General features: G+C 38.5%; 9 protein-coding genes. 4 read left to right on the top strand and 5 right to left on the bottom strand.

Annotated features, from left to right (window positions below; all coding sequences use genetic code 11):
- Window positions 1-1,964, top strand: a 1,964-nt coding sequence (locus ACP6PK_RS30320; RefSeq protein WP_426565320.1) for a CHAT domain-containing protein, incomplete at its 5' end; no start/stop codon positions are given.
- A 535-nt stretch (window positions 1,965-2,499) separates the two neighbouring features.
- Here the strand turns inward: ACP6PK_RS30320 and ACP6PK_RS30315 are convergent.
- Window positions 2,500-3,456, bottom strand: a complete 957-nt coding sequence (locus tag ACP6PK_RS30315; RefSeq protein ID WP_094673806.1) for a PEP-CTERM sorting domain-containing protein — start codon at window positions 3,454-3,456, stop codon at window positions 2,500-2,502.
- 1,100 nt (window positions 3,457-4,556) lie between these two features.
- Between ACP6PK_RS30315 and ACP6PK_RS30310 the strand changes: the two genes are divergently transcribed.
- On the top strand, window positions 4,557-6,686 hold the full coding sequence (locus ACP6PK_RS30310; RefSeq protein ID WP_426565318.1) for a DNA-binding protein: 2,130 nt from the start codon (window positions 4,557-4,559) through the stop codon (window positions 6,684-6,686).
- 300 nt (window positions 6,687-6,986) lie between these two features.
- Here ACP6PK_RS30310 and ACP6PK_RS30305 read toward each other — a convergent pair whose 3' ends face one another.
- On the bottom strand, window positions 6,987-7,802 hold the full coding sequence (locus ACP6PK_RS30305; RefSeq protein ID WP_426565316.1) for an MOSC domain-containing protein: 816 nt from the start codon (window positions 7,800-7,802) through the stop codon (window positions 6,987-6,989).
- Between the two features lie 415 nt (window positions 7,803-8,217).
- Here ACP6PK_RS30305 and ACP6PK_RS30300 point away from each other — a divergent pair, with 415 nt between their 5' ends.
- Window positions 8,218-9,621 (top strand): O-antigen ligase family protein, encoded by a 1,404-nt coding sequence (locus ACP6PK_RS30300; protein WP_426565314.1) that lies wholly within the window; start codon window positions 8,218-8,220, stop codon window positions 9,619-9,621.
- A gap of 515 nt (window positions 9,622-10,136) precedes the next feature.
- Here the strand turns inward: ACP6PK_RS30300 and ACP6PK_RS30295 are convergent.
- From ACP6PK_RS30295 to crtR, 3 genes are all read right to left on the bottom strand, one after another.
- Complete coding sequence (locus ACP6PK_RS30295; protein ID WP_426565312.1) at window positions 10,137-10,895, bottom strand: SDR family NAD(P)-dependent oxidoreductase; 759 nt, start codon at window positions 10,893-10,895, stop codon at window positions 10,137-10,139.
- A gap of 195 nt (window positions 10,896-11,090) precedes the next feature.
- The gene (locus ACP6PK_RS30290; RefSeq protein WP_426565310.1) at window positions 11,091-11,480 is read right to left on the bottom strand and encodes a hypothetical protein; all 390 of its coding nucleotides are present in this window, start codon (window positions 11,478-11,480) and stop codon (window positions 11,091-11,093) included.
- 580 nt (window positions 11,481-12,060) lie between these two features.
- Window positions 12,061-12,936 carry a beta-carotene hydroxylase gene (gene crtR / locus ACP6PK_RS30285; RefSeq protein WP_426565322.1) on the bottom strand — a complete coding sequence of 292 codons (876 nt, stop codon included), beginning with the start codon at window positions 12,934-12,936 and terminating at the stop codon, window positions 12,061-12,063.
- Between the two features lie 520 nt (window positions 12,937-13,456).
- Here crtR and pyk point away from each other — a divergent pair.
- Entirely contained in the window at window positions 13,457-15,220 is a 1,764-nt protein-coding gene (gene pyk / locus ACP6PK_RS30280; RefSeq protein WP_426565308.1) for a pyruvate kinase, read from the top strand.
- Window positions 15,221-15,810 lie beyond the last annotated feature (590 nt).

The following is a 15,810-nucleotide window of genomic DNA, read 5'->3' as shown; positions in this document are numbered from 1 at the left end:
CTAATAATAATCAAACAGCAGGCGGTAATATTTCCGGAGATGTTAATCAAAATGCTGGCAATAATGCTAATAATAATCAAACAGCAGGCGGTAATATTTCCGGAGATGTTAATCAAAATGCCGGCAATAATGCTAATAATAATCAAACTGCCGGAGGTAATATTATCGGAGATATTAATCAAAATGCCGGCAATAATGCTAATAACAATCAAACTGCCGGAGGTAATATTATCGGAGATGTTAATCAAAATGCCGGCAATAATGCTAATAATAATCAAACAGCAGGCGGTCAACAAACAATTGGTAATGTAACTCAAACTGCAGGTAATAATGCCATCAATATTCAAACAGCAGGTGGTCAGCAAAATATAGGAGAAATTAATCAAACTTTTGGCAATGAATCTATCAATATCCAACGTCCAAGAGTTAATCAAAATACAGATAATACCTCAGTAAATTCTAATAATAATAATAGTATCAATATTAATCCTGTTATTAATCAAACAAATTCCCAGAACAATTCCACAAATAATACCACCACAAATTCCCAAGAAACTAACACTTTCTCAACAACCACAACCTCCGAGATAATTTCGACAGCTACTCCCAGTAACAATAACCAAACAGCCAACACAACAACAGCCCAAAGTCAGACAGAATCATCTATCAACAATACAACCGACACCCAACAAATCTTAAAAATAATAGACACTCCTAATACAAATCCTCTCACAGTTGCCACAAGTTCAGACCAAGTAATAACCATCTTAGAACAAACTCGTAGCAACGAATATTCTAATTATTTAGGAGTAGATTTACAGTCACAATTTCTCAGGACAAAAAACGTCCGAGAAATCTTAACCGATATGGCAGCTCAAACCGGAAAAGAATCTGCCGTTGTTTATATTAACACTTATCCAGACCAATTACAAATAATATTATATACCAAAGATGGTCAGCCAATTATTAAAACTATCCCCGCAGCCAAGTACAAAGCAATTAAGAAAAATGCCCTGACTTTACGCGCACACATTATCAATCCTTCCCGCCGTCATACTGATAGCTATTTGCCATCAGCACAACAATTATATGATTGGCTCATCGCACCTATATCAGCAGAATTAGAAGCAGCAAATATTGATACTTTACTATTTAGTATGGATGAAGGTTTACGAACTTTACCTCTGGCAGTATTACATGATGGGTCACAATTTTTAATTGAAAAATATAGTATTAGTTTAATTCCCAGTGTCAGTTTAATGGATACTAATTATCGCTCTCTTGAAGATACTAAAGTATTAGCAATGGGAGCAAGTGAATTTACATCTCAAAGTCCTTTACCAGCAGTACCTGTGGAGTTAGACATTATTTCCGAAAAACTGTGGCAGGGTCGTCAATTCCTCAATGAAGATTTTACTCGTAATAACTTGTTGAATGAACGTAAAAATTATCCTTATCCTATTATTCATTTAGCTACTCATGCAGAATTTTTACCCGGTGTAGCTAGCACCTCCTACATTCAGTTATGGGGTGACGAACAAATAAAATTAGACCAAATTAGGGAGTTTGGTTGGAATGAACCAGCAGTAGAATTGTTAGTCTTGTCTGCTTGTCGCACTGCTTTTGGCGACAAAAATGCGGAATTAGGATTTGCGGGGTTAGCAGTAGCAGCAGGAGTCAAGTCAGCTTTAGCTAGTATTTGGTATGTGAGTGATGAGGGTACATTGGGGTTAATGACAGAATTTTATACTCATTTGAATAATGCTAAGATTAAGGCGGAGGCGTTAAGACAAGCACAGTTAGCAATGTTGCGAGGAAAGGTGGTTATTACAAAAGGGGAGTTAAGGGGAAGTGGAACGCGTCGTGCGGTGGTGTTACCGTCGGTGTTAGCAAATATACAGTATGATAATTTATCTCATCCTTATTATTGGGCGGGGTTTACTCTGGTTGGTAGTCCTTGGTAAGAGAATTTAGAATTTAGAATTGAGGAGGTAGGAGGCAGGAGGTTCTGTTCATATAAAATCCCCTTGTCTCCCTGTCTCCCTGTCATGAGAATTGAGAATTGAGAATTGATAATTTAGAATTGATATCATGTCCGTTGGTATCGTTTGTCTAAAAGTTGGGGAAAGAGCTACAATTAGTAAGGTTTTTCCTTCTTCCTTCTTCTTCCTTCTTCCTTCTCTCCAAGATAACTAAAGCCTTCTCTCCAAGATAACTAAAGCCTTCTCTCCAAGATTACTAAAGCCTTCTTCCTTGGTAAATGGTTAAAATCTTGCAGTGCAGGCCGGAAAGCCCGCAATAGATGTACCTCATAACTTCGGAAACCGCTGTAATATTACCGGGTAATTAATAATTATTAATTAAATAATTGAGGTTAAAAGCCTCCCCTTTCAAGGGGAAAAAAATAAATTTTTTCCTTAGCTTGTCAATCCGATGGTTTTAACCAGAGGTAATTATCAATTATCAATTATCAATTATCAATTAATGAAAAACCTTTTTCTAGCTTTTTTCTTTGGATGATTGGACTTTGCGTTTGAGGGTTGAGACTGCACCAACAGCACCGAGAGCGATGAAACCAAGACTGGAGGTTGGTTCGGGAACTGTTCTAGATTCAGCAAAGCTTTGGCCTCCTCCACTGAGTGTTTGCTCTGAAGTCAGATCAAACTGAGAAAGATCCAAAGTGTAACTAAAAGATATATCTGATAGCAAACCATCATTTGTTCCAAGTCCATTCGTCGGATCTTCTAAAAGAGCTTCTAAATCTAAAGCTGTAGTCGAAAATGTAAGACTTGGATCGGAATTAAAATTAACAATAGCATCTACTGAAGAAAGTCCTAATGCCAATATCTCTATTGAAAAAATAGGGTTTTCTAGTACAGTTGATTCTCGACTGAATGTCGTACGAGCCATATCCTGTTCATCTTCTGCAAAAACTGAAGACCCTGCTTCTAAAGTGATTTCCTCATCAAAAATATTATCGAGGAAAGTTTCTGTACCAAAGAATTGTGGGTCCCTACCACGAGCAATTGCCGATCCAGATGGGCTTCTATTCTCTCTGTTTACAATTGCAGCAAGATTGAGTTGCCAGTTGAAGTAAGATCCTTTTTGTTCTGTTACTTGCATGTTAGAGGCAGCTCTAACTCTTGTAACTTTTCCAGACTGCTGACATGAGTCGGACAATGCCAGTGTTTCATTTCTGTTTGAGTTATAAGAATAGCTTCTTTGATTTTGACTCTTTTCTCTCTGACCACATTCTGTATTTTGATTTCCCAGAGTATAATTTGCCCTTTCTACTCGACCGCTATCATTATTTGTATCCCTTGAACTGGTGTTGTTAGTAGTCCAGTTTACACTAGCTCTAGCGTTAAGTGCATAAGCTTCTTGATTAAAAGTTGTAATTGTTAAACAAAATGCTGATAAGATTAATGATAAATAATTTTTAGTGGTCTTTAACACTTAATAAACCTCCTATTGACAAAATTCAAATTTGCTACTGCACACTGCAGCTAATTCCACCAAGCGTGACGTACACCCTTAGCTAGCAAGATCCTGCACTACAAATATTTATTTAATTGTTAATATCCAAATTAAAAATACTTGGAATCTGCTGTAAGTAACTATAACATACTGCTTCTTAAATAATTATCATAAATCAGTATCTTTACTGAATCTTCATAAACTTACAATGATAATTGATAATTGATAATTGATAATTGATAATTTAGAATTCTATCTGGCTGCTAAAAAATTTTGACAATTAATTTTGACATCAATTATTGTTTTTCCCTTTTGTTCCGAATAATACTACTATTTCTTTTAGTTTTTATCGGCTTTGTTGCATAAAAGTAGTGATAGAACATCCATTCCGCTTTGGTTCGCACATCAAACGCAGAGCAAGTGCGGCAACTATATCGCTCTCTTTCGCGATTATTGATGTTCTATTCATCTATTGTCCAATAGTTAGGAGGTACAGATCGACTCTCAAAACCTTTACAGGTAAAAAATTCAGTTTTTTTCTATCTCAGATTGATGTTTTACTCATCTATTGTCCAATAGTTACAGCAGTTTCCGCGCATTATAAAGTACATATGCACAAGCAAGTGCGGCAGCTATATGTTTTCATGCAACAAATCGGGATCTAGCAATCCGCGCTTACAGCGGTTTTTATGATTACTAGACCACAGTAGGGACATTGCACAGGCAAAAATGCGTTTTCCGTTCCGGAATGCTCCGCTTTCCATGTCGCGCAGCGTTTTGCTGGCGCACAACTTTCCGTCAGCAAAACATCCCTACGGGGTTTTTGGTTATGGCGATGTGGTTCATCAATCTGAAAACCGCTGTATGTTGTAAGATTTTATCTAACGGGGTTTGGTTTCCAAATCCCATCTTAGCTTGGGGAAAGGAGACGAAACCCCTACAATTTTTTTTCACAAATCATTTTAGAGAAATCTTTCCAGAGTCAAACTTGTCAAATGAAAGAAAATAATTAACTAAACTGAAAAATTAAGGTTATACTGTAAACTAAAAAATACTCTTAGAAAACTTACCCAAACCCCATGCGGTTGCAACGTCAGTTCAGTGGACAAATTATCACCTTAGACACCCAAAACCCAATTGGTGGCGGTGGTGAAGGTCGTATCTATTCTGTGGTACAAAATCCATCTCTAGTGGCCAAAATTTACCATAAACCTACAGACGAGGATGCCCATAAACTGACCGTAATGTTCTCTCATCCACCAGACGCACCGATGGGAACCGGACATTCAGCGATCGCGTGGCCTATAGACCTATTACGCACTACCAATAACAAACACCAAATAGTTGGCTTTTTAATGCCTCGTGTTTCCAGAGCGGAACCGATACATATATTCTACAACCCTAGAAACCGTCGGCAACAAAAACCCCTGTTCAACTATCGTTATCTCCACCGCACCGCTCGTAACTTAGTGGCAGCAGTCAACGCTTTACATAACAGTGGATATGCCATCGGGGATGTCAACGAATCAAATATTCTAGTCACCGATACCGCTCTTGTCACCCTAGTTGATACCGACTCATTTCAAGTTCGCGACCCCTATACCCTAGAAATTTACCGTTGTCCAGTCGGTAAACCAGAATTCACCCCTCCGGAATTACAAGGTCGGAGTTTCCGGGAAATTGACCGCAAACCCGAACATGACTTATTTGGCGTAGCAGTATTAATATTTCAACTATTGATGGAGGGAACTCACCCTTTTGCTGGAGTTTACAAAGGTAGAGGCGAACCTCCAACTCTCGAAGCACGAGTCAAAGCAGGTCATTTTCCCTACAGTACAAAGCGAGTTCCCTATCGCCCGACACCACTTGCGCCAGATTGGAAAATTTTGCATCCCAGCATACAACAATTATTAATTGACTGTTTTGAATTAGGGCATCAACATCCAGAGTTGCGCCCAGATACGAGAACTTGGTTGAAGGCGTTGCGAGAGTCAGAGAATAGTCTAGTAACTTGTCAGAAAAATCATCAGCATTTGTATGGAAATCACTTAAAATCTTGTCCGTGGTGCGAACGGACTAAACTATTAAAAGGAAGAGACCCTTTTCCCTCAAGGGAAGCAGTAAGAAATAAACAACATTTAGAACCTGCGGTCAAAAAGCGGAAACTCTTATCATTAGCGCCACAAAAAACTACTGTCCCTAAAAAACCAGCACCACCCAAACCAATTATCATCACTCGAAAAATGGGGCAATATCAACCCTTACTCACCCCTGTTTCTATCAAATTCAAACCGCCTTCAGTTCCAATAATTCCCCTAGCAGGGGGTGGCAAAGGTCTTGTTGGCGTTGCCCAAGATGCCATTTTTGGAAGCTTTTGGGGAGTGTTGTGTGCAGCAGCAGTAGCAGGTCTCGTATTAGGAATAATTAAAGGTAGCGTTGCTGTTTTAGGTGGAGTAATAATGGGAATATTGTGGGGAGGTTTTTTCGCGATCGCCTGGCAATATATTATTCCTATGGGGTTCTCGACTGGCAGTTTAGGTTTAACCGGAGCGCTGTGGGGAGGGTTTATTGCTGCTGCTATTAGTGGCGCTGTTTATGGAATTAGTAACCGCGTGGGAGTGTTTGGACAAGCAGTTGTATTTGGTGGATTTTTAGGTACTATTTGGGGAGCTATTTGGAGTGCTTTTAAACCACCCTTAGCGCTGCCTACTTCTGGACGAGTTTGGGGTAGACGAGGTTTATTTTTAGGAGCAATTTGGGGAGCTTTTTTAGGTACAGTTATTGGAGGAATTTTAGCAGGAGTTTTTGTGTTTCAGGAAAGTCTGAATGAGAATAATAATTCTTGGATTGAATTAGTATCTATATTAATAAGTAGTATGATTCCAGCAATAGGTGTAGGTGCTATGGGTGGGATTATGGGAGGTGTTGTTTTAGGACCAATTTTAGGTGCGCCAACTTTACCTTTATCAAATAAATTATCGGGAATTAGAGGTGCTGTATTAGGTGGAATTTGGGGGTGTTTTTTAGGAGTAATTATTGGGGTAATTTTGGGTGGAATTTTACCACAAATTCTGTCAATAGATTTAGTTGGAATTATGCGAATTGATGCAGATTGGACTTCAATCCTTTCAACAATTTTTGGAGCTGGTTTAGGTGCTATTGGTGGTTGTTTTTCTGGAGCAGCTTGGGGGAGTATGGGAAAATGGTAGATCGAGTCAAAAGTCAAAAGTTAAAAGTTAAAATTATTAAAACAGGACTTAGGTTGAATAGTGATAATTAAAGCTCGTAGAATTGCTCTAGCCCTAATATCGATATTTTTCGGGCTAGAGCAATTCTACAAACAAAAACTTTTGTATCACTAATTATCCGGACACGATATTATACCATGTCCGATTAAACGCTTATAATTTAAGATAGTAGGGGAGTAGAGGAGTAGGGGAGTAGGGGAGTAGGGGAGTAGGGGAAAAATTAAAATATATCCTCTCGATCGCCAAATATCTTATTTATACCTAATTATCCGGACATGATATTACTTCTTCCAAAATATCACCAACCGCTACTGCTCCATCATTATCAACAGTTGCCAATACCCCCGTGTGAGCGTGACCATATTTTTCTTTCAGCACCGATAATAATGGAACATCACGATCGCCTGTTTCTGGATGAACTTCAATATTCATACACCGCCCAATTTTAGCAGTAACAGTAATCTGAGCTTCACCCAAACACAACTTTTTCCCTACTAAATCAAATTCTGCCCAAGCATCAATTCCTCCCACAACGACATTAGGACGAAATCTCCGCACATCTAATGTTTGACCAGTCTTTTCTCCCAAGTCATCCATTGTTGCTTGACTAATAATAGAAATATGTACGGGTTCCCTGTCAGGATAACGACTGTTTTTTCCATCTCCCACTAACTGCAAAGGTGCTTTCTGGGGATGTCGCGCTCCTTTATTGGGTTCCAGAGTATTCAAATAATCTGTAAAAAAAGCACTAAGGCGATCGCGCCCCTCAGATAAACTTGTATTTTCCCTAAGCAACTCAACCCCTTGCCGTCGCACAGTCAAAACTTCTGTTTCCTGGTCAAAATTACAATCTAAAGCAGCTAAACCAGGCCAGTCATTTTGGACAGCAAAATGTTTTTTACTCATCCAAGGTATTACTTCTGGAGGGTTAGAGTTTTCAGAGTCCAGAAACATTAGAGCAAATGCGCGATCGCCTCTAATGCCATGACCTGCATTTAGGAAAATATTCTGACAAATTTGAGGAGTTAACCCCTTAACTGGATGGATAAATAACTGTTTAACTGTTGCTAATTTCATGTTATTAAATGATAATAAGAGTAACAAAATTTGTAGGGTGCGTTAGCGACAGCGTAACGCACCGAAATATTTGGCATATATCAAATAGTACCGAAATATTTGGCATATATCAAATAGCACCGAAATATTTGGGATAGGCGGTGCGTTACATTTCATTTTTCGTATAGGGAATGCTGCGCAAACATGTCGCGTAGCGTTAACGCGCGTTACGCTGTCGCTAACGCACCGAAATATTTGGGATATATCAAATAGTACCGAAATATTTGGGATATATCAAATAGTACCGAAATATTTGGCATATATTAAATAGCACCGAAATATTTGGGATAGGCGGTGGGTTACATTTCATTAACGCACCCTACAATATGTCTTACTATACTTTAAAATATATCCTACCACTTAACAGCAAAGAAAATTGAATTATCATTCTAACTATTATTTACATAAAGAGTGGAAATTAACCAAATTAGGATTATTAATTTTCCCTTTGTTGCCAACTCTGGGAATATTAACTCTCGTTTTTGCAGTTATTAGCACTTTTAGAAAAAAATGGCGTAATATTATTAGCAGTCCCCAGAATATAGCTTTAGCTTGTCTAGGTGTCTGGTTAGCGATCGCCAGTTTTTTTGCCTGGAACCGCCAAGAAGCATTTTTAGGATTAGCTAATTTATTACCCTTTTTTGCAGTTTTTGCTGCTTTTAATGCTTTAATTAAAACTCCGGCACAACTACGACAACTTTCTTGGGTAATAGTTATTTCTTCAGTACCTGTGATAATTTTAGGTTTCGGGCAAATATTTTTGGGTTGGTCTGGTTTCCTAAGTTTACAAATTATTTTGGGTTGGATACTTGCACCACAGGGCAACCCTCCAGGGAGAATGGCTTCAGTATTTATGTATGCTAATATTTTAGCAATTTATCTGACAATTGTATTTATTTTAGGCTTGGGTTTATGGATTGAAAAATGGAAAAATTTCCAGGAATTTTATCAAGTTCAAACTACTACAACTCATACACCATTGGTAGGGGTGAACGGCCGTTCACCCCTACAATATAAATTGTTTATGGCTAATTTCTGTTTTGTCAGAAATTTAGGTCGCAATATTTTTCAGAGCAAGTCTGGTCAAAAGTTTGTTTTTTTAACCGTTTTAATAATTGCTAATATGGTTGCTTTAATTTTGACTCATTCACGCAATGCTTGGCTATTAGTTGTACTTGCAGGTCTAGTTTATGCTATTTATCTGGGTTGGAATTGGTTGGTAGCATTGGTAATGACGGCAGTGGCAACTGTCTTCGGAGCTGCTTTTGCTCCTGTACCTTTGAATAAATGGTTACGAGTTATTGTTCCGGAATACTTTTGGGCACGACTCACAGATCGGAATTTTGACAGACCTATAGCCATTTTACGAAGCACCCAATGGCAGTTTGCTGGGAATATGACTAGGGAAAAGCCTTTATTCGGTTGGGGGCTGCGGAATTTTACTCCTCTGTATGAAGCACAGATGCAAACATGGCTCGGTCATCCTCATAATTTGTTTTTGATGTTGACGGCGGAAACTGGTATTCCTGCTGCTTTGTTTTTCTTTGGTTGGGTGGGTTGGATATTGGGGAGGGGAGTTTTGTTATTTGTTAATTGGTCTGATGTTAATTCTAGGGGAGACCGTTTAATCTTTTTTAGTTATTTGGTGGCTTTTGCTGCTTGCACTATTTTTAATATGTTTGATGTGAGTTTGTTTGATTTACGAGTTAATACTATTGGATGGTTGCTTTTGGCGGCAATTTGTGGAAATCAGGAGTCAGGTAGGGGAGTGGGGGAGTAGGGGAGTAGGGGAGTAGGGGAGTGGGGGAGTGGGGAAGACTTGATAAACTTTCTAAACCCTAATCTATTTAAAGGGAGGTAATTATTAATTATTAATTATTGAAAAACCCTAATCCCTGGTCTACTGAAATGAAAACCTCTGTAATAACTCATAGGAGCCAAATTGTAGTGGACTGTTTCATCTTAAATGGTGCAATAGGAAATCTACTAGAGATTGCTTTCCTAACGGAATGCTCCGCAAACACTATCGTTTGCTATCGCAAAGCTTCGCTAACGCAATGACAATTCTAACTCACTATTTTAGCTGAAACGGTCCATTAGGGTGCGTTAGACGGCTTAAATTCAGACTATGAAAGGGATTTAGCAATCTGTCGTAACGCACCATCATTGCGTATCGATCCACTACTCAACGGTGCGTTACGGCGACACGCCACTGTTGACTGCAAGCTGGGTAGTTTAACGCATTTTTGTTATGCAATGTCTCTATGGTTAAACCCGCCCCTACGCAAACAAAATTCAACGCACATAAGAAGCACCATTAATATCAATAGTTGCTCCTGTGGTATGAGGTGATAAACCAGAAGCTAAAAAAGCTACCACATTAGCAACATCTTCCGGTGTTGCCAACTTACCCAAAGGAATATCGCGGGTAGCAAATTCTTCCCCTACTTCTTCCAGATAACTTTCTACTCTCTCAGTGCGAACAAACCCAGGGGCAACGGCATAAGCTAAAATATTATCTTTGGCAAAACCACGAGCAATAGTACGAGTCAGAGAAATAACACCACCTTTACTAGCAGCATAGTGAATATGTTCGGAGTCGTCTCCCCGAAAAGCAGCACGACTGGCAATATTAATAATAGTACCACAGTTACGAGTCTGAAAATGACGAATTGCTTCTCGACATAGATCGGCAACTGCCACTAAATTTACTTGCAAAGTTTGTTGCCAAGCATTATTCCAAACATCTATTTCATCATCTACACTAGCACCGATAAAAACACCAGCATTATTCACCAAAATATCAATATGATTTTTCCAGGCGATCGCCTCTTGCCACAATTTCACAGCAGCATTTTTCTCAGCTAAGTCTACTTTTAATAAATAACATTTATCTTGACCAATTTTTTCAGCTATACCTTTTGCTGCTTCCTGTTTATGATAGTAATGTAAAATAACATTAGCTCCAGCTTTTGCCAGAGTTTGTACTGTAGCAGCACCAATACCACTAGATGCACCTGTAATTAAAATAACTTTTCCACTTAAATTTATCATTTTTTTCTTTAGGGAGTAGGGAGTAGGGAGTAGGGGAGTAGGGGAGTGAGGGAGTAGGGTACGGACGTTGCATGCAACGTCCGTACAGGAGTCCGTACAGAAGTAGGGGGGTTAGGTTTTTTCACCCACATTTTCAAGCTAGACACCCTACTAATTTCTACCTAAATTATCTGTTAATCTTATATATTTATCAAATTATTTATATCTAATTTTTAAATAGAATATCAGCAAACAAAACATAGATAAAACACATAAACTTTTCCAAACAAATAACCACCAAGGATGCCACCAAGCTCCAGTTTGTACTTCTACAATGTCAGATAAACCAAATAATAAAAATGTGAATGTTGCGACTATTCTATGTAATCTTACTAACTCACGATTTTTAATCGCAGATATAGCAAAAGCACCTGCAAAAATAAACCAAATTCCTGCTTCAATATAGTTACCTTTCCTATAGACTGTTTCTAATATTTCTGCTTGTTGAACAGGGTCACTATTTTGCAGTATTAACCATAATCCTATAAATATTACTCCTAAAAAAATTAATAAAAGACATAATCTAATAATTACATTTTTATTCATCAATTTTCTCTAGTCAAAATAGTAAACAAAGGGAGTTTTATAGCACTACGCAAATAGGTTAGGACATTTTCAAATCCTGTTTGCGCAGCATTCCGTAGGAAAACCCTTTTACAGGCTTCTGTTCCCTGTTCCCTCTCTTGGTGCGCGTTCCCTCTCTTGGTCAGCATTCCGCAAGCGAGCTGTCGGCGGCGCGGGGTCTGACCGCTTGCGTCTTACGCCGACGCGGGGTCGCACCGCTGTTCCCTATTCCCTAGCGCTACGCGCTATATCAAAATTAAATTGTGCTAGTGTTTAGATAATTGGCAAAAGTTATTGTAAGTATTCAACAGTCAGGTATTAGCCATTAATTAATTGCCTTTTATAATAAGAATTAGTGTTGATATTTTTCAGGAAAAGTAAGCCTTCAGCTATCAACTATTAGTTATGAGTTGTTAGCTCAATTAAAATACTTTGTATGAAATGTATATTTGAGAAAAAAAGAATTTCTGACCTAAAAAATGGTATTAAAGCCATTAATTCTGACTCCTGACTCCTAACTTCTAAGAGACTGATAGCTGACTGCTGAATGCTAAATGCTTACTTAATGTTTCTGAAACCTAATTCCTACAAAAACATCGTAAAGAAAACTCCAAAAGTTTTTTCCTTCCAATAATCCTAAAGATTGGGGAGAACCTTTAGAATCTAAAAGTGGTTTCATAACTTCATAAGCAGGTTTGTAATTATACCAAGGAATAGAAGGCCACAAATGGTGAATTAAGTGGTAGTTCTGCCCACCAATTAGGATATTGAGAATGGCACTGGGATAAACTCTAGCATTGAGCCAGCGATCGCGTTCTTGAAAAGGACGGTGAGGTAAATAGTCAAAAAATAACCCTAAAGCTATACCTACTACTAAAGCAGGGGAAAACCAGAAATTTAAAATATAGCCGATAAACCCGTAATATATAGATACGCCTACAATGATAAAGACCACCAAACGGCTGAAAAACCATTCCCATAGCTCAAACTTTCGCCAAAGTCGTCTTTTAAAAAAGAAGATTTCATGGTAGAAAAAGCGAGCTGCAATTAGCCACAGAGGGCCACCAGTAGAAACAAAATGATCTGGGTCATTTTCTGGATCGTTGACGTGGGCATGATGCTGTAGATGTACTCGTGTAAATACTGGGAAAGCAAAACCTAAAAGTAGAGCGCTGCCATGACCTAAAATAGCATTAACTAAGCGGTCTTTATGGGCTGAATTATGGGACGCATCGTGAATGACTGTTCCTGCTATATGTAAGGCTACTACATTCATTAAAAAGCAGCACCAACCGGGAAAGTGCCAGTAAAAGTAACCACAAGTTGATAAAACAACTATTCCTAAAGAACTCAAAAACATGAGTAAATTAGTATTTAAGCCTCCAGAAGGGCCAAGTAACTCTCTTGGGACTGTTGTTTTCAGTCCTGCCTCTAACATTGTTATTTGCATTCCTTAATATTAGTTAACATTTATTTTAGTAGCATAAGATACATACAACTTTTTGTAAAGATATATGAAACAATATTAAGTAAATAGGATAATTAGCATTTTTGTCAAGGGAGAAAATAAAAAAAAGTTAAGGGTGATCCCCATAGCTTCCATCAAGATCCCAAGACTTAATTAGATTAAATAAGGCTTTTTGTTTACTTAATAATATTAAAAGTAAAAAAGTAATCCTTAATAGTTCAACTAAAATCTATTGATTATGCTAGTCTAAGATATCAATCTTAAACTATGAGCATAATAACTAATAAACTAGATACAAACAGATAAAAATGTAACTTTGTCCAGAAGTTAATCAACTATTTTTAATTTAAACTCCTCCTGACTGGTCGAGGTCTTATTAAATAAATCTAAATTTTTGTTTTTCAAATAAGTGTTTCTAGCCTAATTACTATATATAAATAATTAAAAATCAAGATATTTATCCTACCTAATCTACTAACACTCTAAACTCATGGAAATACAAAATAGTCTGCGTCGAACCAAAATAGTAGCCACCATTGGCCCAGCAACTACTAAGCCTGATGTACTTCGGGAACTAATCAAAGCTGGCGCTACAACCCTACGACTCAACTTTTCTCACGGAACCCATGAGGATCATCAACGTAGCGTTCGCCTCATCCGACAAACCTCTTTTGAGCTAAATCAACCAGTAGCCATTCTCCAAGACCTTCAAGGACCAAAAATTAGATTAGGAAAATTTGAAACAGGTTCCATATCTTTAGAGCGTGGAGACCTGTTTATTTTGACCAGTAAATTGATGCCAGGAACTCAAGAAATGTCCTCTGTAACTTATCAACCTCTCGCAGATGAAGTACCAGAAGGAGCAAAAATTCTCCTTGATGATGGCAAAGTAGAAATGTTGGTGGAGAAAGTAGATAAAGCAGAGAAACAATTACATTGTCGGGTTGTTGTGGGTGGTACTCTTTCTAATAATAAAGGTGTCAATTTTCCAGGGGTTTATCTATCAATTAAAGCACTGACAGACAAAGACAGAAAAGACTTAATGTTTGGTCTTGACCAAGGGGTAGACTGGGTAGCACTAAGTTTTGTCCGTAACCCCCAAGATGTTTTAGAAATTAAACAACTAATTGCTAATGCTGGAAAAAAGGTTCCTGTAATTGCCAAAATAGAAAAACACGAAGCGATCGAACAAATGGAAGAAATTTTGGCTTTGTGTAATGGAGTGATGGTTGCTCGTGGTGACTTGGGGGTAGAGCTACCAGCAGAGGATGTACCTCTATTGCAAAAACGACTAATTTCTACTTCTAACCGGATGGGAATTCCTGTAATTACTGCGACCCAAATGTTAGATAGTATGGTGAATAACCCCCGCGCTACTCGTGCCGAAATTTCTGACGTGGCAAATGCAATTATTGATGGTACAGATGCAGTCATGTTATCGAATGAGACAGCAGTAGGTAACTATCCAGTAGAAGCTGTTGCCACAATGGCAACCATTGCCAAACGCATTGAACAGGAAGTTATCACTTGCAATGTTTCGAGTATGAATGATACAGGTCATTCTATCCCCAATGCAATTAGTCAAGCTGTTGCTCAAATTGCCCAACAGTTAGATGCAGCAGCTATTATGAGTCTGACAAAAACAGGCGCAACTTCACGAAATGTATCTAAGTTTCGACCAAGAACTCCTATTTTAGCAGTGACTCCCCATGTGGATGTGGCGCGACAGTTACAACTTGTGTGGGGAGTAAGACCACTACTGGTGTTAGATTTAGCTTCAGCGGGTCAGACTTTCCAATCAGCAGTTAATGTCGCTCAGGAAAAGGGGTTATTGGTTGACGGAGATTTAGTTGTGATGACTGCGGGTACTTTACAAGGTGTCGCAGGTTCAACAGATTTAATTAAAGTTGAGGTAGTAACTGCTGTTTTGGGTCAAGGTACTGGAGTTGGTCAGGGTTCTGTGAGCGGCCGCGCTCGTGTTGCTCGCAGTGCAACGGAGGTTCGAGATTTTAACCCAGGAGAAATTTTGGTGGTTAATCAGACAAATGCTGAGTTTGTGGAGGCAATGCGAAAAGCTTCTGGAGTGGTGACGGAAGAGGATAGTGTTACAAGTCATGCTGCAATTATTGGTTTACGTTTGGGGTTGCCAGTGATCGTGGGAGTCAAGAATGCTACCAATGTCGTGCGGGATGGAACAATTTTAACGTTGGATACTCAAAGAGGTGTGGTTTACTCCGGAGCTAGTCGAAAGTAGGAGGTTAGTTTCAGTTATCAGTTGTCAATGACTTTAAGAATTGGCAGGGTTTTGTTGCATGAAAGTAGCGATAGAGCATCCATTCCGCAGCTATATCGCTCTTTTTCACGATTATTGATGTTCTATTTATCTATTGTACAATAGTTATTGCTCTGCTGAGAAAGCGTTTCGGCTGTCGCCGAAATGTTTGCGGAGCATTCCGTCAGGAAAAGGCGGAGCCTAGCAGCAGCTATATCGCTCTCTTTCGTGATTATTGATGTTCTATTCATCTATTGTACAATAGTTATGGCTGGCAAATTAAACCTCAAAGCTTTAATTTGCAAAAGTTTCAGCCTTTTCCTACATCAACATTGATGTTCTATTCATCTATTGTACAATAGTTACAGCAGTTTCCGCACGTTATTATTGTACATATGCACAAGCAAGTGCGGCAGCTATATACTTTCATGCAACAAAGCCATTGGTAGTGAAAAACCAGAACTTCCGAAAAGCTTGACATAAGCCAATGTAGTTTATTCAACCTGCCCTACGCTCGTTACGTTTATTTATACTCACCTACTTAGGGCTTGCTGATTAAATATCACAGCATT

It is taken from the genome of Dapis hubbardiae BLCC-M172, assembly GCF_050016015.1.
Classification (GTDB): Bacteria; Cyanobacteriota; Cyanobacteriia; order Cyanobacteriales; family Microcoleaceae; genus Trichodesmium.
This window is presented reverse-complemented; position numbering and strand designations above follow the sequence as displayed.